The organism is Paraburkholderia terricola (assembly GCF_003330825.1).
In the GTDB taxonomy this organism is placed as follows: Bacteria; Pseudomonadota; Gammaproteobacteria; order Burkholderiales; family Burkholderiaceae; genus Paraburkholderia; species Paraburkholderia terricola.
In genome coordinates, this window is the sequence record NZ_CP024942.1 from 1,337,133 (window position 1) to 1,356,326 (window position 19,194).

The 19,194-nt window shown below is 63.7% G+C and carries 19 protein-coding genes and 1 pseudogene; 7 read left to right on the top strand and 13 right to left on the bottom strand.

Features of this window, described 5'->3' with window-relative positions; all coding sequences use genetic code 11:
* The first annotated feature begins 93 nt into the window (after positions 1-93).
* Complete coding sequence (locus CUJ90_RS24540) at positions 94-930, top strand: TOBE domain-containing protein (RefSeq protein ID WP_114164110.1); 837 nt, start codon at positions 94-96, stop codon at positions 928-930.
* 50 nt (positions 931-980) lie between these two features.
* On the opposite strand, the gene CUJ90_RS24545 is transcribed toward CUJ90_RS24540, so the two are convergent.
* The 4 genes from CUJ90_RS24545 to CUJ90_RS24560 all read right to left on the bottom strand — a co-directional run bounded on the left by CUJ90_RS24545 (position 981) and on the right by CUJ90_RS24560 (position 4,017).
* Positions 981-1,682, bottom strand: a complete 702-nt coding sequence (locus CUJ90_RS24545) for a sulfate/molybdate ABC transporter ATP-binding protein (protein WP_114164111.1) — start codon at positions 1,680-1,682, stop codon at positions 981-983.
* Between the two features lies 1 nt (position 1,683).
* Positions 1,684-2,358, bottom strand: a complete 675-nt coding sequence (modB, locus tag CUJ90_RS24550) for a molybdate ABC transporter permease subunit (RefSeq protein WP_083081729.1) — start codon at positions 2,356-2,358, stop codon at positions 1,684-1,686.
* Positions 2,359-2,404: 46 nt separating this feature from the next.
* Positions 2,405-3,178 (bottom strand): molybdate ABC transporter substrate-binding protein, encoded by a 774-nt coding sequence (gene modA / locus CUJ90_RS24555; RefSeq protein WP_114164691.1) that lies wholly within the window; start codon positions 3,176-3,178, stop codon positions 2,405-2,407.
* A 137-nt stretch (positions 3,179-3,315) separates the two neighbouring features.
* A complete protein-coding gene (locus CUJ90_RS24560; RefSeq protein ID WP_114164112.1) occupies positions 3,316-4,017 on the bottom strand; it encodes a phosphatase PAP2 family protein in 702 nt (233 codons plus the stop codon).
* 356 nt (positions 4,018-4,373) lie between these two features.
* Between CUJ90_RS24560 and CUJ90_RS24565 the strand changes: the two genes are divergently transcribed.
* Together CUJ90_RS24565 and CUJ90_RS24570 are read left to right on the top strand one after the other, a co-directional pair.
* The gene (locus tag CUJ90_RS24565; protein ID WP_114164113.1) at positions 4,374-5,567 is read left to right on the top strand and encodes an extracellular catalytic domain type 1 short-chain-length polyhydroxyalkanoate depolymerase; all 1,194 of its coding nucleotides are present in this window, start codon (positions 4,374-4,376) and stop codon (positions 5,565-5,567) included.
* A gap of 107 nt (positions 5,568-5,674) precedes the next feature.
* Positions 5,675-5,851 carry a DUF3563 family protein gene (locus CUJ90_RS24570; RefSeq protein WP_073428615.1) on the top strand — a complete coding sequence of 59 codons (177 nt, stop codon included), beginning with the start codon at positions 5,675-5,677 and terminating at the stop codon, positions 5,849-5,851.
* Positions 5,852-5,943: 92 nt separating this feature from the next.
* Here CUJ90_RS24570 and CUJ90_RS24575 read toward each other — a convergent pair.
* From CUJ90_RS24575 to CUJ90_RS24600, 6 genes and pseudogenes are all read right to left on the bottom strand, one after another.
* Positions 5,944-6,207, bottom strand: a pseudogene (locus tag CUJ90_RS24575) (deoxyribodipyrimidine photo-lyase); the annotation flags it as partial.
* Positions 6,208-6,502: 295 nt separating this feature from the next.
* On the bottom strand, positions 6,503-6,922 hold the full coding sequence (locus tag CUJ90_RS24580) for an organic hydroperoxide resistance protein (RefSeq protein WP_083081724.1): 420 nt from the start codon (positions 6,920-6,922) through the stop codon (positions 6,503-6,505).
* A 172-nt stretch (positions 6,923-7,094) separates the two neighbouring features.
* Entirely contained in the window at positions 7,095-7,547 is a 453-nt protein-coding gene (locus tag CUJ90_RS24585) for a MarR family winged helix-turn-helix transcriptional regulator (protein ID WP_083081723.1), read from the bottom strand.
* Positions 7,548-7,716: 169 nt separating this feature from the next.
* Positions 7,717-8,523, bottom strand: coding sequence for a BPSS1780 family membrane protein (locus CUJ90_RS24590; protein ID WP_073428618.1), 807 nt, complete (start codon positions 8,521-8,523; stop codon positions 7,717-7,719).
* The gene (locus CUJ90_RS24595) at positions 8,514-9,509 is read right to left on the bottom strand and encodes a homoserine kinase (RefSeq protein ID WP_114164114.1); all 996 of its coding nucleotides are present in this window, start codon (positions 9,507-9,509) and stop codon (positions 8,514-8,516) included. The genes CUJ90_RS24590 and CUJ90_RS24595 overlap by 10 nt, the downstream gene beginning before the upstream one ends.
* A gap of 251 nt (positions 9,510-9,760) precedes the next feature.
* Positions 9,761-10,156, bottom strand: coding sequence for a hypothetical protein (locus CUJ90_RS24600; RefSeq protein WP_083081720.1), 396 nt, complete (start codon positions 10,154-10,156; stop codon positions 9,761-9,763).
* Positions 10,157-10,356: 200 nt separating this feature from the next.
* Between CUJ90_RS24600 and CUJ90_RS24605 the strand changes: the two genes are divergently transcribed.
* Entirely contained in the window at positions 10,357-11,883 is a 1,527-nt protein-coding gene (locus tag CUJ90_RS24605) for an AMP nucleosidase (RefSeq protein WP_083081718.1), read from the top strand.
* A 79-nt stretch (positions 11,884-11,962) separates the two neighbouring features.
* On the opposite strand, the gene CUJ90_RS24610 is transcribed toward CUJ90_RS24605, so the two are convergent.
* Positions 11,963-12,493 (bottom strand): chromate transporter, encoded by a 531-nt coding sequence (locus CUJ90_RS24610; RefSeq protein WP_083081711.1) that lies wholly within the window; start codon positions 12,491-12,493, stop codon positions 11,963-11,965.
* On the bottom strand, positions 12,490-13,059 hold the full coding sequence (locus CUJ90_RS24615; protein WP_073428623.1) for a chromate transporter: 570 nt from the start codon (positions 13,057-13,059) through the stop codon (positions 12,490-12,492). The genes CUJ90_RS24610 and CUJ90_RS24615 overlap by 4 nt, the downstream gene beginning before the upstream one ends.
* Before the next feature lie 96 nt (positions 13,060-13,155).
* Between CUJ90_RS24615 and CUJ90_RS24620 the strand changes: the two genes are divergently transcribed.
* Positions 13,156-14,073 carry a transcriptional regulator GcvA gene (locus CUJ90_RS24620; protein WP_114164115.1) on the top strand — a complete coding sequence of 306 codons (918 nt, stop codon included), beginning with the start codon at positions 13,156-13,158 and terminating at the stop codon, positions 14,071-14,073.
* Between the two features lie 57 nt (positions 14,074-14,130).
* On the opposite strand, the gene CUJ90_RS24625 is transcribed toward CUJ90_RS24620, so the two are convergent.
* Positions 14,131-14,874 (bottom strand): LOG family protein, encoded by a 744-nt coding sequence (locus CUJ90_RS24625; RefSeq protein ID WP_114164116.1) that lies wholly within the window; start codon positions 14,872-14,874, stop codon positions 14,131-14,133.
* Between the two features lies 1 nt (position 14,875).
* Between CUJ90_RS24625 and polA the strand changes: the two genes are divergently transcribed.
* Both polA and CUJ90_RS24635 read left to right on the top strand, forming a co-directional pair.
* On the top strand, positions 14,876-17,617 hold the full coding sequence (polA, locus tag CUJ90_RS24630; RefSeq protein ID WP_114164117.1) for a DNA polymerase I: 2,742 nt from the start codon (positions 14,876-14,878) through the stop codon (positions 17,615-17,617).
* Positions 17,618-17,805: 188 nt separating this feature from the next.
* Positions 17,806-19,155 carry an NAD(P)/FAD-dependent oxidoreductase gene (locus CUJ90_RS24635; protein WP_083081707.1) on the top strand — a complete coding sequence of 450 codons (1,350 nt, stop codon included), beginning with the start codon at positions 17,806-17,808 and terminating at the stop codon, positions 19,153-19,155.
* Positions 19,156-19,194 lie beyond the last annotated feature (39 nt).

Genomic DNA, 19,194 nt, shown 5'->3' on the forward strand with positions numbered 1-19,194 from the left:
ATTGGCGTATCGCTGCGTGCGCGTCCGGTCGCTCACGTGCGCGTCGTTATAATGATTCGCTGCCTTTCTCCCGCTCATCAAGCGGTCTCAGCCATGACGTCCAAGTCCACCGATTCTTCCCACGAACCGCTCGAACTGGGCGGCTCCGTCTGGTTTCAGGCGGGCGAGCAAACGCTCGGCGGCGCGTCGCGGATCGCGCTGCTTGCGGCGATCGGCGAGACCGGTTCGATCACCAGCGCCGCAAAGGCGGTCGGCATGAGCTACAAAGGCGCGTGGGACGCCATCGACACGATGAACAACCTCGCCGGCGAGCCGCTCGTCGTGCGGCTGACCGGCGGCAAGGGCGGTGGCGGCACCACGCTCACGCCGCGCGCCGTGAAGCTGATCGAGACGTTTCGCGCGGTGGAGCGCGAGCATCGGCGCTTTCTCGAACGTGCGGGGGCGGCGATTGAAGGTTTCGCGATGGATTGGGATCTGATCGGCCGCATCGGTGTAAAGACGAGCGCGCGCAATCAACTCTATGGCACGGTGTCGGCGATCACGCGCGGCACGGTGAACGATGAGGTGTCGCTGGCGCTGCCCGGCGGCCAGTCGATCGTCGCGGTGCTGACGCATGAAAGCGCCGAGACGCTGGGGCTCGTCGAGGGTACGGCGGCGTTTGCGTTGATCAAGGCTTCGTGGGTGGTGCTGCTCATCGAGGACGAACGCGGCGCGCCGCTGAAACTTTCGGCGCGCAATCAGTTGCGCGGCACGGTGCAGAGCGTGAAACGTGGCGCTGTTAATGCCGAGGTGTCGCTGCTGCTGGACGGCGGCGCGGTGATCACCGCGGTCGTCACCAATGAGAGCGTCGACACGCTCGGCCTCGCGGAAGGAAAAAGCGCCGTGGCCGCGTTCAAGGCGTCGAGTGTGATTCTTGGCGTGAGGGATTGAGGCGCGGACGGTTTGAAAGGCTCGCAAGGCCGCGAAAACCGCGCGCCCGGTCAAGGCTCGCTGCGCACGTAGCCGGTGAACGGCTGATTCTCACGCACGCAGCCGTCGGTCGCCTGCACGACCTGGTCGCCGAACGCGGCGACGTCATCGGGATCGTGCGTGATCAGCACCATCGGAATATCGAGCCGCGTTTGCAGATCCGACAGTTCGCGCCGCATGTGCTGACGCAGCACGCTATCGAGCGCCGAAAACGGTTCGTCGAGCAACAGCAGGCGCGGTTGCGCGACAAGCGCTCGCGCCAGCGCCACGCGCTGCTTTTGTCCGCCTGAAAGCTGGGCGGGATGATTGCCCGCGACGCTTCTCAGTTCCAGCGCGTCGAGCCAGTAATCGACCTGCGGATGCGCGATCCGCGCACGCGGATTGAGCCAGCCTTGCTGCAAACCGAAGCCGATGTTTTGCCGCACGTTCAGATGCGGAAACAGCGCGTAATCCTGAAACAGATACGCGATCTTGCGCGCTTGCGGTCTCAGGTCGACGCCGCGCGCGCTGTCGAACAAGGCGTCGCCGTTCAGCGTGATCTTGCCTTCGTCGGGACGCAGCAGGCCGGCGATGGCCTGCAAGGTCAGCGTTTTTCCCGCGCCGGACGGCCCGAACAGCACGACGCGCTGCGTGCTCGCCTTGAACGAGACGTCGAGCGTGAAACGGCGCTCGGCGCTCTCGAAAGTTTTGCGGATATCGACGGCGAGCGGCATGTCAACGCGAAGCGAAAAGCGTGTGCTGCGGCACGAGGCGGCCCGCGAGCAGCAGGATCGCGACGCACGTCACCGAAGTCACGAGCACGAGGAAATTCGCGGTGCCGTCGTCGCCCGCTTGCACGGCAGAATAGACCGCCACCGACAGCGTTTGCGTGCGCCCCGGCAAATTGCCCGCGATCATCAGCGTCGCGCCGAATTCGCCGAGCGCCCGGGCGAACGCCAGCAGGCCGCCGGCCAGAATGCCGCGCGCGGCGAGCGGCAGCGTCACGCGAAAAAACACCGCCGTCTCGCTGACGCCGAGCGTGCGCGCGGCCCGCTCGAGTTGCGGATCGACGGCTTCGAAGGCGGCGCGCGCCGATTTCAGCACGAGCGGAAAGGCGACCACCGTCGACGCGATTACCGCGCCCTGCCAGGTGAACACCAACTGAATATCGAAGCGGTCGAGCCAGGCGCCGATCACGCCGCGCCGTCCGAGCAGCACCAGCAGGTAGTAGCCGAGCACGGTGGGCGGCATCACGAGCGGCAGCATCAGCAGCGAATCGATCACGTCGCGCGCGCCCGAGCGCCAGCGCGACAAACCGAAGCCCGCCGCGACGCCGAACACCAGATTGAGCGCGGTGGCCCAGCCCGCCACTTTGAGCGACAGCAAGAGCGGAATCCAGGCCTGTTGCATGAGCGTGCGGTGCTTGCGTGAGGTTAATGGAGGTTAATGCTGGAAGTTAATGCGCCGGCTTGAAACCGTACTTCGCCAGCACGGCCTGGCCGGCGGGCGACAGCACGAAGCGCGTGAAAGCCTGCGCGTCGGCGGCATGGCGGCTGCCTTCGACTTGCGCGATCGGGTAGGTGATCGGCGTTTGCGTCGGCACGGTCATCGCGATCTTGACCTTGTCCGGCATGACCGCGGCGTCGGTGCCGAACACGAAGCCGGCGTCGACTTCGCCGCGCGACACGTAGTCGAGGCTTTGGCGCACGTTCGCGGCGAGCACCGCCTTGGCGCTGACCGCATCCCAAATGCCCGCGGCCTGCAGCGCGCCTTGCGTGTAGCGGCCGACCGGCACGGACGCCGGGTCGCCGTACGCGATGCGCTTGACGTTCGCCGAAGCCAGTTCATTCAGTCTGATGGGCGCGAAATGGCTGTCCGTTGGCACGATCAGCACCAGAGAGTTGGCGGCGAAATCCTTGCGCGTGGCGGGCACGATCACTTTTTCGGCGGCCGCCTTGTCCATGGCTTTCTGATCCGCGGACGCGAACACGTCGGCGGGTGCGCCCTTGACGATCTGCTGCATCAATACGTCGGAGGCCCCGAAGTTAAGCAGCACCTTGGTGCCGGGATGCTGCTGCTCGAAGGCCTCGCTGACCGCCTTGAACGCGTTGGTCAGGCTGGCGGCGGCGGAGACGACGAGTTCGTCGGCGCGTGCATTGGCGCTGACGGCAATGGAGACGGCGCTGACGGCGAACAGCGCATGTTTCGCAAGGCGACGGGACAGGGTCATGAAAGCTTGGATGTCCGACATGGGCCGGAGCGGCGGGTTAAAACGCTATCGTAATATAGACGCCGTTATAGCGGTAGGCATGACGCTGCTTCGGCGGGCCGCGGCAAGCGGCGAGTAAGTCAGCGACAGCGTATTTTTCAGGCGTCGGAAGAACGCGGCCGCGTGAGCCTGTTGAGTGTTTGCGAGAGCGGCGCCGTGGCGGGGCGGACATCGCGCACGGCTTTCCATTTCGCGCGAATGAACGGCCTCTCATGTCCGGACACCTTCAGTGCGATGTGCGTGACCCAGCGGTGCGTGGGCACGTGCACGCCGTGCATGAGCACCGCGAGAACCATCAGGCTCGCAGTGACCCCCAGGGCGGAAAGCCGGCCGGGCTCCGCATTCCACGCCATGCGCACGAATATCAGCGCGGCGAGCGCGCCGACCAGACAGCCGGTGACGGCCTCGGACGGCGAGTGAGCGCTCAACACGACTCGCGACAACCCCACCGCGATACCGGCGGCGAGGCCGAGCGCAACGCCGAGCAGCCGCGGCACCGTGCGTGTGGGCAACAGCATCAGGAACAGAGCGACCGGATAAACGGCGGTGGACAGCATCGCATGGCCGCTGACGCCGGTGAAATCCAGTTCGCGCACGCCGACACCCCAGCCGAGGAACGCCAGCTTGGTTACGGTCACGACGCCGATGGCGGTGCCGAGCAACAGCAACCAGCCGGCGGCCATGCGCCAGGTGTAGCCGAGCGCCAGCCAAAGCGCGATGGCAAACGCAAGCGGCAGCGTCATACCGGCGCCGCCGAGGCTGGTGATCGAATACCACAGGTTGGCAGGCAAATCGGGCATGGCAAAAAGGCGCGACCAAGGCCGCGTAGAATTGGTTGTATGAATTAACGCGTGAACGGCTTGAATCGCCGACGCGGGAAAGGCCTGCGCATCAAGATCAACTGCCAGTATAGACGCGGCGCCGCACTGCGGTCTCGCTGCGCGTCGCGCGTTTTATCCGCGGACGTTGGCTGGCGAACATGTCTTGCCGCGATTGGACGCCTGGTCCGCCGCAAGGTTCGCCGGTGACGAAATTTCCGACTTGGGCATCGCTTTATGCTGTCAGCATCGCATGAGGATTGGTGTTATTGTGCATTGCACAACAAAATGCCGTTCTAGCGAACGGACCCCGTCCCTTTTTGCGAGGTTATCCGCCGATGGCAAAAAGTCTATCGAAAATCTGGCTGCGCGGCCTCAAGCGATTGCTCGCGATCCAGACCGAACACGCTCACAAAACGACCAAGCGCATTGCCACGCGGCCGGCGCGGCCCGCCACCAGCAAGCCCTCGGCGAAAGTTCGTCCGATCAAGCCGACGGAAGCGCTGCGCGCGCCCGCCAAACGCGAAGCGCCGCGCACCGCGCGTGAATCGCGCGTTCGTCCGCGCGCCTCGGCATGGGCCAGCGGCTCATGGACGCGTTCGTTTCACTCCGCGCCCGCGGCGCCGGGGCGGCTCGTCAACCACCTTCAGTACGGGCTGTATATCCCTTCCGGCCATGCGCTCGAGGCCATGCCGCTGGTGGTCATGCTCCACGGCTGCACGCAATCGATCGACGAATTCGCCGCGGGCACGCGCATGAACGTGTTGGCGGACCGCTTTGGCTTTGCCGTGGTTTATCCGGAGCAGTCGAAGCATGCGCATTCGCATCGTTGCTGGCACTGGTACGACTCCAGCGACAGCGCCGGCGGCGCCGAGACGCGCGCGGTGGTTTCGCTGGTGGACGCGCTGGTTGCCGAGCATGGTTTCGACAGCGAGCGCGTGTATGTCGCCGGGATCTCCGCCGGAGCCGGCCTGACGGCGCTCCTCGCCATCAACTATCCGGAACGTTTTGCCGCGGTCGCGCTGCACTCGGGCCCGGCTTTCGGCGAGGCTCACTCCGGCATCACGGCAATGGACGTGATGCGGCGCGGCGCGCGCGGCGAACCGGCCGAACTCGTCGACGAAATCGCCGATATGAAGCAATACCCCGGCATGCCGGCGCTGATCATCCATGGCGACGCTGATCATGTGGTCGCGCCCGTCAATGCCGAGCAATTGGCGGTGCAGTTTCTCCGCCTGAACCGGATCGTCGACGAAAGCGGCGCGCGCAAATCCGGCGACATACGCGAAGAACGCAAGGGCGGGATGGTGATGCGCGATTATGTGCGCGGCGGACGGCGAGTGGTTCGGCTATGCCGGGTGCAAGGGCTCGCTCACGCCTGGAGCGGCGGCGACGACGCGTTGCCGTTTCACTCCGCCAAAGGTCCGGACGCGAGCGCGTTGGTGTGGGAGTTTTTCAGGCACCAGCGCCGCACGGGCGCAGGCCGGGCGGCGGAAAGCACCGCCACAGCGGCTTCTGCGGACGCACGGTGACTTACGAACAACGCTTCGAAATGAAATGTTGGCTAAGCCTAGGGTTTTCCCTATAATACGGGTTATCCCCTAGGCGTTAACGCCTAACATCATTGCCGAGGTCGACCATGTACCTGCTTACCCGCCTTTTCCTGTTTCTGACCAAGTCGCCCGATCAACTCGCGAAGGAACGCGCTGACGCGTTTCTCGCCGAGGCAACCGATCTCTACGATCTCGAATTCCGCATGCGCAAGCTCGACCGTGACATGAACGTCCGTCAGCCGTCGTGGATGACCCAGCACTAAGCTGCGTAGGTTGAAGCACCGGGTATCGAAACGCCGGTGCTTGCGGTGCGGCTACCGAGTTACAGCGGCGTGAGTGTCAGCCGCCGAGACTAGGCGCGTAGCGCTTTGTCTAATTCGTCCAGCGCCGCAAGAATGAACTCGATGCGGCGGTCTTGCGGCTGTGCATCGGCATGGCGAGCCTGCCAACTGTCGATCAGCGGTTGCAGGATCGCCGTGTCGAACATAAATACGCACCAGACGCGCTCGCAATGCTTGAGCGCCTGGTAGAGCGCGTCGTTGTCCGTGCTGCGCAGGTCGCGGTGAATCCAGACCAGACCAGTACTGAAAGTGTCGCTCGGTCGTCGAACGCGTGTCATCGGAGATTCGCGGGTTGGGGGCGATGGTCGCGGGGCGGGAAAGTCGACCGCGCAAAAAAGACCCACATCAGGCGACGACGTTACTGATCGCCTTGATGATTCGCAAAGCCGGTCGCGCGCGACCGACCCAGCAAATTAGCGGCAACAGTCGGTGCCGCACATTACATGCCGCGTTCGCGACAAGAAAACGGCGTCCGCGCCGGTACTGCCGGGCGCGGGCGCCGCTAGTCACGATGCGGTTTTGCCGCGCCATGTCCACAAATCACATCTATCCGCGATTCACGCGGTCGGCAATTTACGCAACCTGCAAACGAACCGCGACGTTGTTGCGCGTAGCGTTCGAATACGGGCAGACCTGATGGGCCGCATCAACCAGTTCCTTGGCAGCGTCCGCGGCGAGGCCCGGCAGCGAGATTCGCAAATCGATGTCGAGTGCGAAGCCGCCGTTGTCGTTCGGACCGATGCCCACTTCGGCGCTGACTTGCGTATCGGCCGGCAAGGTCTGCTTGCGCTGGCCGGCGACGAACTTCATCGCGCTCAGGAAACAGGCCGAGTAGCCCGCCGCAAACAGTTGCTCTGGATTAGTGCCCGCCGCGCCGTTACCGCCGAGTTCGCGCGGCGCCGCGAGCTTCACGTCCAACGCATTGTCCGACGACACTGCACGACCGTCACGGCCACCGGTGCTGGTTGCGCTTGCTTTGTAGAGGATGTTCATTGTGCTGCTCCTTTATTTGGGTGGTCAGGGTCCGCATGTTTGCCGCTGATGCTTTGCCCGCCTTCTGACGGACGCGTGTTGAAGCGGCATGCGACTAAGATAGTACACAAATGATTAGTGTGCAAATGAAATTTCGCATCACGGCGATAGCATGCCTTTAGCAGCAGACCAACTATTGGTCCATGTAATCGCTGAGAGTGGTGCGCAGGCGTGTCAGATCATCGCGCAGACGCAGCAGGAATTCCGGCGTCTGCTGGGTCGCGCAAAAGATTTCCGCCGGCACTTCACGTGCCTGACGCTTGAGTGCGGTGCCGGTTTTGGTGAGCCGTATGTACACGAGCCGTTCGTCGTCGACACCGCGTACCCGTTCCACCAATCCTTGCGCCTCGAGACGTTTGAGCAGCGGCGTGACCGTCGCCGAATCGAGGTTCAGGCGCGTGGCCATGTCCTTGACCGTGACGTCATCGGTCTCCCAGAGCACCAGCATCGCCAGATATTGCGGATACGTGAGGCCGAGCTTGTCGAGCAACGGCTTGTACGCTTTCGTCATCGCGAGCGAGGTCGAATAGAGGGCGAAGCAGAGTTGTTCGTCGAGCGTGAAGGGCAGAGCGGGGCGCTGAGTCATGATGCATCTCGTGTAAAAGAGCGTGCAAATGGATTGCGTGCGAACCATTGTGCCGCAAATCGGCGTGTGTTGACGAATGCTGGAGGGCAGATGGAAGCGGCACAGAGGTGTGCCGAGCGGACGGAGCGCGTGGGCGGGCGCCGCGACGCGCGCCCGCGGAGGATATCGTTCAAGCCGCCGGCGTGGTCGGCAAATCCGGCGCTTCGGGCGTCTGCACGCCGAAGCAACCGCGGTACGTTGCGTAGAACGAGCAATACAGCATGGTCGTGACGATCATCGTGGCGGGCATCAGGATCGCGAACGCATAGTCGCCGGCGCCCAGCGCCTGCATCAACGCAGACAAACCAAGCGATACCGTCATCGCCACCGCGAACCACAGCGCGCCGAATACGATGAACGCCCCGCGATTGCGCCAGCAACTGACGAAGCTGAAGAACATCGCCTTGATGGGCGGCACGTCATGCCACGCGGCGAGAATCGGTGAGAACCAGAACAGCATCGCCGCCGGAATGTAGAACGCGAAGGCGGTGAGAACCGCAAGCGGCATATTGCTGTTGGCGATTGCTTCCTGATCCATCGTCGCGCCGCCGAGCATCACCTTCAGCAGCATGCCGCCGTCGGCGAGCGCGGAACCGGCCAGCACCAGCGCCATCGCGACGACATACAGCACGCCGAGCACGAGCAGCCGTTTGGCGACCACTGGGCCGTAAGAGTGAAAGCCGTCGACGAGGATCGTCGGGAACACGGGTTTGCCCGCGATCGTATTGCGGCATGCCGCCATGAAGCCGACCGCGACGCCCGGAATAAACACCAGCGGCAGCACGCTGCCGATCACCGGAATCTGCGACACCAGCGTCATCACCAGCAGGTACGTGAAGAACAGCGTCAGAAACGCGAGCGGGTTCTTGCGGAACAGCCAGATACCCTGCCGGAACCACACATAGCCGGTTTTCGCGGGAACTTCGATCAGTTGCATGAGGTATGAATGCCTGGAAGTGGAACGCCGCAAAGGCGTTCGCGCAGAATGCGCTCGAAATGGCCGGGGTCGTGCGGTTTGAGGAGTTCGGCCGCGCGCGGCAAATGAAAATCATACAGGCGCGAGACCCAGAAACGGTACGCGCCCGCACGCAGCATATCGCCCCAATGGCGGTTTTCTTCGACGGTGAAGGGGCGCACCGTTTGATAGGCGCGCAGCATCGCTTCGGTGCGCGCGTCGTCCAGCTTGCCGGTGGCGAGGTCGACGCACCAGTCGTTGACCGTCACGGCGACGTCGAACAGCCACTTGTCGCAGCCGGCGAAATAGAAGTCGAAGAAGCCCCCGAGCCGTACTTCGTGGCCCGTATCCGGCGCGGCATGCGCGAACAGCGCGTTGTCACGGAACAGATCGGCGTGGCATGGGCCTTCGGGCAGCGCGGCGTAATCCGGGGAGGCGAAGAAGGCTTCCTGATGCGCCAGTTCGGTTGACAGCAGGTCGCGTTGCGCGCCTTCCAGAAACGGCAGGACGATCGGCACGGTTTCCCGCCACCACGGCAGACTGCGCAGATTCGGCTGATAACGTGCGTAATCGCGTCCCGCCAGATGCATGCGCGCGAGCATCTGCCCGACCTCGATGCAGTGTTCGACACGCGGCGCCAACTCCGGCGCGCCCTCGAGCTTGGTCACGATGGCGGCGGGCTTGCCATGCAAGGTGCCGAACAGCGCACCGTCTTCGCGCGGCATGGGGTCCGGCACCGGCACGCGGTGCGACGCCAGATGCCGCATCAGGTCGAGATAGAACGGCAGTTGTTCGGCCGTCAGCTTTTCGAAAATCGTGAGGACGTATTCGCCGCGCGTCGTCGTCAGAAAAAAATTGCTGTTCTCGATACCGGACGGGATGCCGCGAAACTCGACGACTTCGCCGAGATCGTAATGGCGCATCCATTCTGCGAGTTGGGGTTCGGTGACAGCGGTGAAGACAGCCATGCGGGAAACGTCGGATCAGGTTGGTCGGGCTGGCATGGTTCGGCCAGTGCTGAATGTGGCAAGTGTGGTGGCAATGCCGTGACAGATGCGGTGCCGAAGGCGTTGTGAACGGAGTACCGGTTTGAAAGACGTTCCGGCGTCGCACTCCCGGAGGAACCCCGACGCCGCATGAAGCAAGGCATGCAGCCCAGGACGCCAACACGACGCCCCAAGCAACAACGGCACGGTCCGGCCACCGTGCCGACGATACATCAATACCTGAGATTCACCGACGGCAAACGCGTGCTCGCACGACCGTTATCACGCACGGTGGGCGAAGTATCGAGCGGCGCGCTCATCTGGTAGCGCGTGCCGAGATTCGAGCGCACGTTGATCTCAACGGGCTTGCCTTTGTCGCGGTATTCGGTGATTTCGGTGCCGTTGGCGCTACGTTCGTGGAAGCTCGGGGTGCGCGGAACATTGATTTCGACCTTCGAGCTGACCTGCGCGGCCGGACGATTGATCTTCTCCAGATCGGGCAGACCGGCCCGTTCATTGGCGGACTGGGGCGCGCCGGCGGGCGGAGTGTCATCGACGGGCTGGGCAGCCATCGCGGCGTTGCCAAAGGCAAGGGCCAGTGCCACGGCGACGGGAAGGAGCGGCTTCATGGTGATTCTCCAATAGGTGCCCGCGATTCTAGCAAATCCAGGCCAGCTTCCGGGCGCGACAGCCTTATTTTGCGCCGCTTCGGCGCGGCGCGCCGCCCCTGTCGCGACCGCTGTTGCAGCGGTGGAAACAAGCGCCGCGCGGTCATTTGGCGATCGCGGGTTCCGTGGTAATGTCGTCTCATCAATCGAGGCCAACGAAGATGAAAAACGATACCAACCAACGCGCGGTGCAGACTCCCGCGCACAGCTTTCCAACTGAATCCTTCGACGACGCCACCGAGGCCGTCACGCGGCTGTCGGCGATCTACGAAGCGAACACCTCGTTCCTGCGCGACGCCTTCGCACGCTATCGCCGCAACGAGCTGTTCGAGAGCCGGGTGCGCGCGTGCTACCCGTTCGTTCGCGTATGCACCGAGGTCAACACGCATATCGACTCGCGCCGCTCGTATGGTTTCGTCGCGGGCCCAGGCGTGTTCGAGACCACCGTGACGCGCCCGGACCTGTTCGGCAACTACTATCGCGAGCAATTGCGATTGTTGGCGAAAAACCATCACGTGCAGATCGAAGTGGGCGTGTCCGACCAGCCGATTCCGATTCACTTCGCGTTTGCGGAGGGCATTCATCTCGAAGGCGATCTGGACCGCGAGCGCCTGTTCCTGATGCGCGACGTGTTCGACACGCCCGACCTCGCATTGCTCGACGACCGCATCGTCAACGGCACCTATGAGCCGCCGCCGGGCGAGCCGCATCCGCTGGCGCTGTTCACGGCGGCGCGGGTCGATTTCTCGCTGCATCGGCTGAAGCACTATACGGCCACGTCGCCCACGCATTGCCAGAACTACGTGCTGTACACGAACTACCAGTTCTATATCGACGAGTTCGTCAAGCTCGGCCGCACCATGATGGCCCATACCGACGACGAGGAACTGCGCGCCTATCGCAGCGAATACACGTCGTTCGTCGAACCCGGCGACGTGGTTACGTACAACGAGAATCTCGGCGAGCAGGCGCAGGAAGGCACCGCGCCGCCGCGTCTGCCGCAGATGCCCGCGTATCACCTCAAGCGCGCGGACGGCAGCGGCATCACGATGATCAACATCGGCGTGGGGCCGTCGAACGCGAAAACGATCACCGATCACATCGCGGTGCTGCGTCCGCATGCGTGGATCATGCTCGGCCACTGCGCGGGTCTGCGTAATACGCAACGTCTCGGCGACTACGTCCTCGCCCACGGCTACGTGCGCGAGGATCACGTGCTCGACGACGACTTGCCGCTGTGGGTGCCGATTCCGGCGCTCGCCGAAGTGCAGGTGGCGCTGGAGCGCGCGGTCGCGCAAGTCACGCAACTGGACGGCGTCGAGTTGAAGCGCGTGATGCGCACGGGCACCGTGGCGAGCGTGGACAACCGTAACTGGGAGCTGCGCGATCATCGCGAGCCGGTGCAGCGGCTCTCGCAAAGCCGCGCGATCGCGCTCGATATGGAAAGCGCGACGATCGCCGCGAACGGCTTCCGGTTCCGTGTGCCTTACGGCACCTTACTGTGCGTGTCGGACAAGCCTCTGCATGGCGAGCTGAAACTGCCCGGCATGGCGGATCAGTTTTATCGCGCGCAAGTGGATCAGCATCTGCAGATCGGCGTGAAAGCGATGGAGTTGTTGCGGATGAACGGGCTGCATCGTCTGCATAGCCGCAAGCTGCGGAGTTTCGCGGAAGTGGCGTTTCAGTAAGCAGCGGGTTTTCAGTTCAGGCGGCGCGGGCGAGCGCAAGCGCGCCCCGCTGGCATTATTTGCGCGCCGCGCGAAATGCTCAAGGCTGCCCAAATCCGGTCAGCCCGATCAAGCTCCCGGCCGCCAGCAGCCACAGTGGATGAATGCGCGTTTTCAACGCCATGACGGCGGTGAAAGCGGTAATCGCCCACGCAATCGCCGTCGGGTTCGACGCCTCGGCGATCAGGGCCGCGCTTGCCGCGACGATGCCGGCCGTCACCGGCACCAGCCCCATTTGCGCGTGACGCCGCCACGGACGGTCCTTGAAGCGGTCCCACGCATGCAGCGCGAGTATCGTCACGATCGACGACGGCCCGAACTTCGCCACCGACGTCACGAGCATCCCAGCCCATCCGGCCACGTGCCAGCCGACCAGCGTGACGACCATCAGATTCGGCCCCGGCGCGGCTTGAGCGAGTGCGAACAACGCGCTGAATTCGCTGGCCGGCATCCAGTGATGCACCTCGACCACCTGACGCTGCATCTCCGGAAGAATCGTGTTGCCGCCGCCGAACGCGAGCAACGAAAGCTGGCTGAAGATGATGGCGAGGGAAACGAGCGTGTCGGTCATTGTGCATTCCTCGCCGCGAGGTAGATGCTGAGCGGCGTCAGCACGAGCATGGTGGGCAGAAGCGGCAGGCGCATGATCGCGATCGCGATGAAACCCAGCGCCGCGATGAGGGCGCCCATCGGCTTGTTGCGCAGCGGCAGCAGGATTTTCACGGCCATCGAGATCAGCAGGCCCGCCGCGGCGGCGGCGAGCCCGGCGAACAGATGGCGAACGTGCGGGTCGTTTTGCGTGTTCTCGTACAGCACGCCAAGGCCGATGACCACCAGCGACGGTCCCGCGATCAATCCGAGCAGGCCGGCCAGCGCGCCGGGCACGCCGCGAAAGCGCATGCCCATTGCCACCGAAAGATTGATCACGTTGCCGCCCGGCAGGAATTGGCAGAGGCCCAGCAAGTCGGTGAATTCCTCGGCGCTCAGCCAGCGGCGCTGCTCGACCAGCGCGCGCCGTGCCAATGGCAGCGCGCCGCCGAACGAGATCAGCCCAAGGCCGAGAAAGCCGCTGAAAATTTCCCGCACCGTGGGCGTGGGCGCGAGTGCGGATTCGGGCGAGGTCAGTTTGTGGTCCATGTCGCTAGCTTCCAGGTGAAGCTCACGAGGTTAGCGCCGAAGCGGCGGCCAGCAAAACGATTTTTGAGCGCGCCTTTGTGATCTAGAATCACAAGCATGTCCCGTAATCTTCCTCCTTTTCCAGCGCTGCGTGCCTTTGAGGCCGCCGCGCGGCACGAAAGCTTCACCGCTGCCGCGAACGAACTGCATGTGACGCACGGTGCAATCAGCCGTCAGGTCGCGGCTTTCGAAACGTGGCTCGGCGTGCAAGTGTTCCAGCGTCGCGGCAAACGCGTGCGTCTAACCGAAGACGGCCGCCGTTATCTCGGCACCGTGCAGGCGGCGTTCGACAGCATCGCGCTCGCCACGGATCAATTGCGCGACACCGGCGTCGTTCATGTGCTGCGCGTGAGTGCGTTGCCGACCTTCGCGATGAAATGGCTGCTGCCGCGTCTGCATCAGTTTCAGCGCAAGGTGCCGAATGTGGAGTTGAGGTTGTCGACCTCGAACGCGCCGGTGGAAACGCTGGACAGCTTCGACGTCGCCGTGCGGCGCGGGCCGGCTCATTGGGCGAACTGCGTGAGCGGGCATTTTCTCGGCGAAAGCGAGCTGCCGGTGTGCAGTCCCGCGCTGCTGCAGCGCCTGCCGATCAACACAGCCGACGACCTCGCCAAACACGTGCTGCTGCATTCCGACACGCGCCCCGACGCCTGGCGCCACTGGCTATCGGCAGCCGGCGTGACGGCGAAGTGCCGCAAGAAGCAGTCGTTCGATCACTTCTATCTGGCCTTGCAGGCGGCGGTGGACGGGCTCGGCGTGGCGCTCGGCCCGTTGCCGTTGCTGGCGGACGAACTTGCGTCGGGGCGGCTCGTCGTGCCGCTGGCCGCCCCGCGTATCGACGCACGCGGCTATTGGTGGGTGGCAAGGCGCGAGGTCGCGCATGCGCCGTTGGTGGCGCAATTCTGCGAGTGGCTGCAAGCGCAAGGCGACCAGACCGATGAAACGGAAACGGGCGGCCTGGAAGCCGCCCGCTAGCGCGCGTGTGCTGATTGGCTATTCAATTCGCGCGGTTGAGGCGCGAAAAGCAGGCCATCACAGATAGAACATCCGGTCTTCATCCGACTTGGCCGGATGCGGTTCGGCTTCTTCGCGGTCTTCGTAGAACTTCAGCACCGCCTCGAGCACCTGGTCCGGATCGTCGATCACCTGCATCAAGTCCATATCGGTCGGATTGATCAGGCCCATCGGCGTGAGCGAATTCTTGAACCACGCGAGCAGACCTTCCCAGAACTCGGCGCCCACCAGGATGATCGGCACGTGACGCGACTTCTTGGTTTGGATCAGCGTGAGCACTTCGGCGAGCTCGTCGAGTGTGCCGAAGCCGCCCGGCATCACGATCACCGCATCCGAATTCTTCACGAAGGTCACCTTGCGCGTGAAGAAATGACGGAAGCGCAGCGAGATGTCTTGCCACTGATTGCCCGATTGCTCGTGCGGCAGTTCGATGTTCAGGCCGACCGACGGTGCCTTGCCTGCATGTGCGCCTCTATTGGCCGCTTCCATGATGCCGGGGCCGCCGCCGGAGATCACCGCGAAGCCCGCGTCGGACAGCTTGCGCGCGATTTGCGTGGCCAGTTTGTAGTACGGCGAGTTCGGTTTCAGGCGCGCCGAACCATAGATGCTGACAGCCGGGCGAATCTCCGAGAGGTACTCGGTCGCCTCGATAAACTCTGCCATAATCGTGAACATCTGCCACGATGCGCGGGCCTTTTTTGCCGTTGCGCGCTCTTGATCTGCGAGTGATCGCAGACTCGGAATCACTTTTCTCTTAGTCATAATGCCTGAAGAACGAAGCCTTGAAGGTAAGACCCTGCTATTGGTCGACGGTTCGAGTTATCTGTACCGGGCCTACCATGCGATGCCTGATCTGCGCGGGCCCGAAGGTGGTCCGACGGGTGCGCTCTATGGAATGATCAACATGCTGCGGCGCATGCGCAAGGAAGTCACAGCAGAGTATAGCGCGTGCGTGTTCGACGCCAAGGGCAAAACGTTTCGCGACGACTGGTACGCCGACTATAAGGCGAATCGCGCGGCGATGCCGGACGATCTCTCGCGCCAGATCGAGCCGATTCACGTCGCCGTGCGCGCGCTCGGCTGGCCCTTGCTGATGATCGACGGCGTCGAGGCCGACGACGTGATCGGCACGCTCAGCACCGAGGCGGAAAAGCGCGGCATGAAGGTGATCGTGTCGACGGGTGACAAGGATCTGGCGCAGCTCGTGTCGGATTATGTCACCCTCATCAATACGATGACCAACGAAACGCTCGATCGCGCCGGCGTGCTCGCCAAGTTCGGCGTGCCGCCCGAGCGCATCGTCGACTACCTGTCGTTGATCGGCGATACCGTCGACAACGTGCCGGGTGTCGAGAAATGCGGGCCGAAAACCGCGCTCAAATGGCTCGCGCAATACGAGACGCTGGATGGCATCGTCGCACATGCGGACGAAATCAAAGGTGCGGTAGGAGACAATCTGCGGCGAGCGCTCGATTTTCTGCCAATGGCGAAGAAACTCGTCACCGTCGAGCGCAATTGCGATCTGACCGACCATATCGTGTCGATCGAGGAAAGCCTGCAAAGCCAGCCGGAATCGCGCGCGGAGTTGCGCGAGGTATTCACGCGCCACGGCTTCAAGACCTGGCTGCGCGAAGTGGAAATCGCGGACGCGGTGGAAGGTCCGGAAACGGACGTGTCGCCGGCGCTTACCGTCGACCACGAACGCCACTATGAAGCCGTGCAGACGTGGGAGCAATTCGACGCGTGGCTCGAAAGGCTCAACGCGGCCGAGCTGACCTCGTTCGACACGGAAACCACCTCGCTCGATCCGATGACCGCTCAGATCGTCGGTCTGTCGTTCTCGGTGGAAGCCGGGCGTGCCGCTTATGTGCCGCTCGCGCATCGCGGCCCGGACGCGCCCGTGCAATTGCCGCGCGACGAAGTGCTCGGCAAGCTCAAGCCGTGGCTCGAAAGCGCTGAACACAAGAAGGTCGGTCAGCATGTGAAATACGACGAGCAGGTGCTGGCCAACTACGGCATCGAAATGCGCGGCATCGAACACGACACGCTGCTGCAATCGTACGTGCTGGAATCGCACCGCACGCACGACATGGACAGCCTCGCGCTGCGCCATCTCGGCGTCAAGACGATCAAATACGAAGAGGTGGCGGGCAAGGGCGCGCAGCAGATCGGTTTCGACGAAGTCGCGTTAGACAAGGCCGCCGAATACGCGGCCGAAGACGCCGACATCACCTTGCGTTTGCACCAGACCTTGTATCCGCAAGTGGCCGCCGAGAAAACGCTCGAGCACGTCTATCGCGACATCGAGGTGCCGACCTCGCGCGTGTTGCGCAAGATGGAGCGCACCGGCGTATTGATCGACGCTGAAAAGCTGCGTCAGCAAAGCAGTGAAATCGCCACGCGGCTGATCCAGCTCGAAAGCGAAGCCTACGTGCTGGCCGGCGGCGAATTCAACCTCGGCTCGCCGAAGCAGATCGGTCAGATCTTTTTTGAAAAGCTCGAATTGCCGGTGGTCAAGAAGACCCCGAGCGGCGCGCCGTCCACCGACGAAGAGGTGCTGCAAAAACTCGCCGAAGACTATCCGCTGCCGAAGATCCTGCTTGAACACCGCGGTTTGTCGAAGCTGAAATCGACCTACACCGACAAGCTGCCGCGCATGGTCAACGCCACCACGGGCCGCGTGCACACGAATTACGCGCAGGCCGTCGCGGTCACGGGCCGGCTGGCGTCGAACGACCCGAATCTGCAGAACATCCCCGTGCGAACCGGCGAAGGCCGTCGGATTCGCGAGGCGTTCATCGCGCCGCCGGGCCACAAGCTCGTGTCCGCGGACTACTCGCAGATCGAGTTGCGCATCATGGCGCACATTTCCGGCGACGAATCGTTGCTGCGCGCGTTCTCGCAGGGTGAAGACATTCACCGCGCCACCGCCGCGGAAATTTTCAGCGTGACGCCGCTCGAAGTCTCGAACGATCAGCGGCGCGTGGCCAAGGTCATCAACTTCGGCCTGATCTACGGCATGAGCTCGTTCGGTCTCGCCTCGAATCTCGGCATTACGCGCGATGCGGCCAAGCTGTATATCGACCGCTATTTCGCACGGTATCCGGGCGTCGCGCGTTATATGGACGAAACGCGCGTGAGCGCGAAGGCCAAGGGCTACGTCGAGACCGTGTTCGGCCGCCGCCTGTGGTTGCCGGAGATCAACGGCGGCAACGGTCCGCGCCGCCAGGCCGCCGAGCGCGCCGCGATCAACGCGCCGATGCAAGGCACGGCTGCCGACCTCATCAAGCTGTCGATGATCGCGGTGCAGAAGTGGATCGAGGACTCGAAGATCGGCACGCGCATGATCATGCAGGTGCATGACGAATTGATTCTCGAAGTACCGGACGAAGAGTTGTCCGACGTGCGCAAGCGCTTGCCCGAGTTGATGTGCGGTGTCGCCGACCTGAAGGTGCCGCTGGTCGCCGAGGTGGGCGCCGGCCTGAACTGGGAAGAAGCGCATTGACAAGCCTGTGACGGCGCGCGCGATAGCGGTGGGTATCGGAGATACCGGGCGATATCGTCGTGCGCATGTCACACATCCGTATTGATGGCTTGTGACAAACCGTGCGGCTCGCGGACAATCGCTGAAAGACAGCGCGTTTCACGCGCGCCGTCGCGACGCATAACCCATCGGCAAACACGGAGAGTTCAATGCATCGTTTCATCGTCGTTGGCGGAGGCGCGGGGGGGCTGGAGTTGGCGACACGCCTGGGTGATCGCTATGCGCCCCACAAGAACAAGGGCGGCGTGCGGGCGCAGGTCACGCTCGTCGACCGCTATCCCACCCACATCTGGAAGCCGCTGCTGCATGAAGTCGCGGCCGGCAGCATGGACCCGTTCACGCAGGAGCTCGAATACGCGGCGCAGGCGCGCTGGCATGGTTTCGAGTTTCAGCAGGGCGACCTGACGGGACTCGACCGCGCGAACAAACGCATCACGCTCGGCACCGTGCTCGACGACGATGGCGCTGAGCTGCTGCCGGAACGCCAGCTCGAATACGACACGCTGATCATTGCGATTGGCAGCACCACGGCATTCTTCGGCGTGAAAGGCGCGCCCGAATTCTCCCTCGCGCTCGATACGGTCGGCCAGGCCGAGCGTTTCCGCAAGCGGCTGATCGCGGCATGCATGCGCGCCGAGCATCAGGTGCATGAACCCGTCGAATCGGGACCGGGCACCTCGCCATCCACGGAGCCGCGCATCCAGGTGGCGATCGTCGGCGGTGGCGCGACGGGCGTCGAACTATCGGCTGAACTGCGTAACACGGCGCAGGTGTTGTCCGCGTATGGCTTGCATAAGCTCGATCCGCGGCACGACGTCGGCATCGTGCTGATCGAGGCGGGACCGCGCATCTTGCCGGCCTTGCAGGAACGTGTCTCGACAGCCACGGCCGAACTGCTCACCAAGCTCGGCGTGAAGCTGATGACCGGCGAGACGGTGGCCGAGGTCGCGCCCGGCATCATCCGCACGGCCAGCGGCAAAACCGTGCGCGCCGATCTGACGGTGTGGGCGGCGGGCATCAAGGCGCCGCCGATTCTGAGCGAACTCGACGGCCTGCCGGTCAATCGGCTGGGCCAGCTGAACGTGCGCCGCACGCTGCAAACCGAAATCGACGACAACATCTTCGCGCTCGGCGATTGCGCCGCCTGCCCGTGGCCGGGCAATGAGCGCAACGTGCCGCCGCGCGCGCAGGCGGCGCACCAGCAGGCGAGCTTTCTGCTGAAGGCGCTGGCGGCGCGGCTCGACAATAAGCCGCTGCCGGAGTTCACGTACCGCGACTTCGGCTCGCTGGTGTCGCTCGGGCACTTCAGCGCGGTCGGCAATCTGATGGGCGGCGTGATCGGCGGCAATATGCTGATCGAGGGGCTGTTCGCGCGCTTCATGTACATGTCGCTGTACCGGCTGCACATCGCCGCCCTGCACGGCTATGCGCGGATGGTGCTCGATACCTTCGCGCACTGGCTGCGGCGCACCACGCTGCCGCGGGTCAAGCTGCACTGACGGCGCTCGGGAACGTTGCAGATGCAACAGGACGCGCGC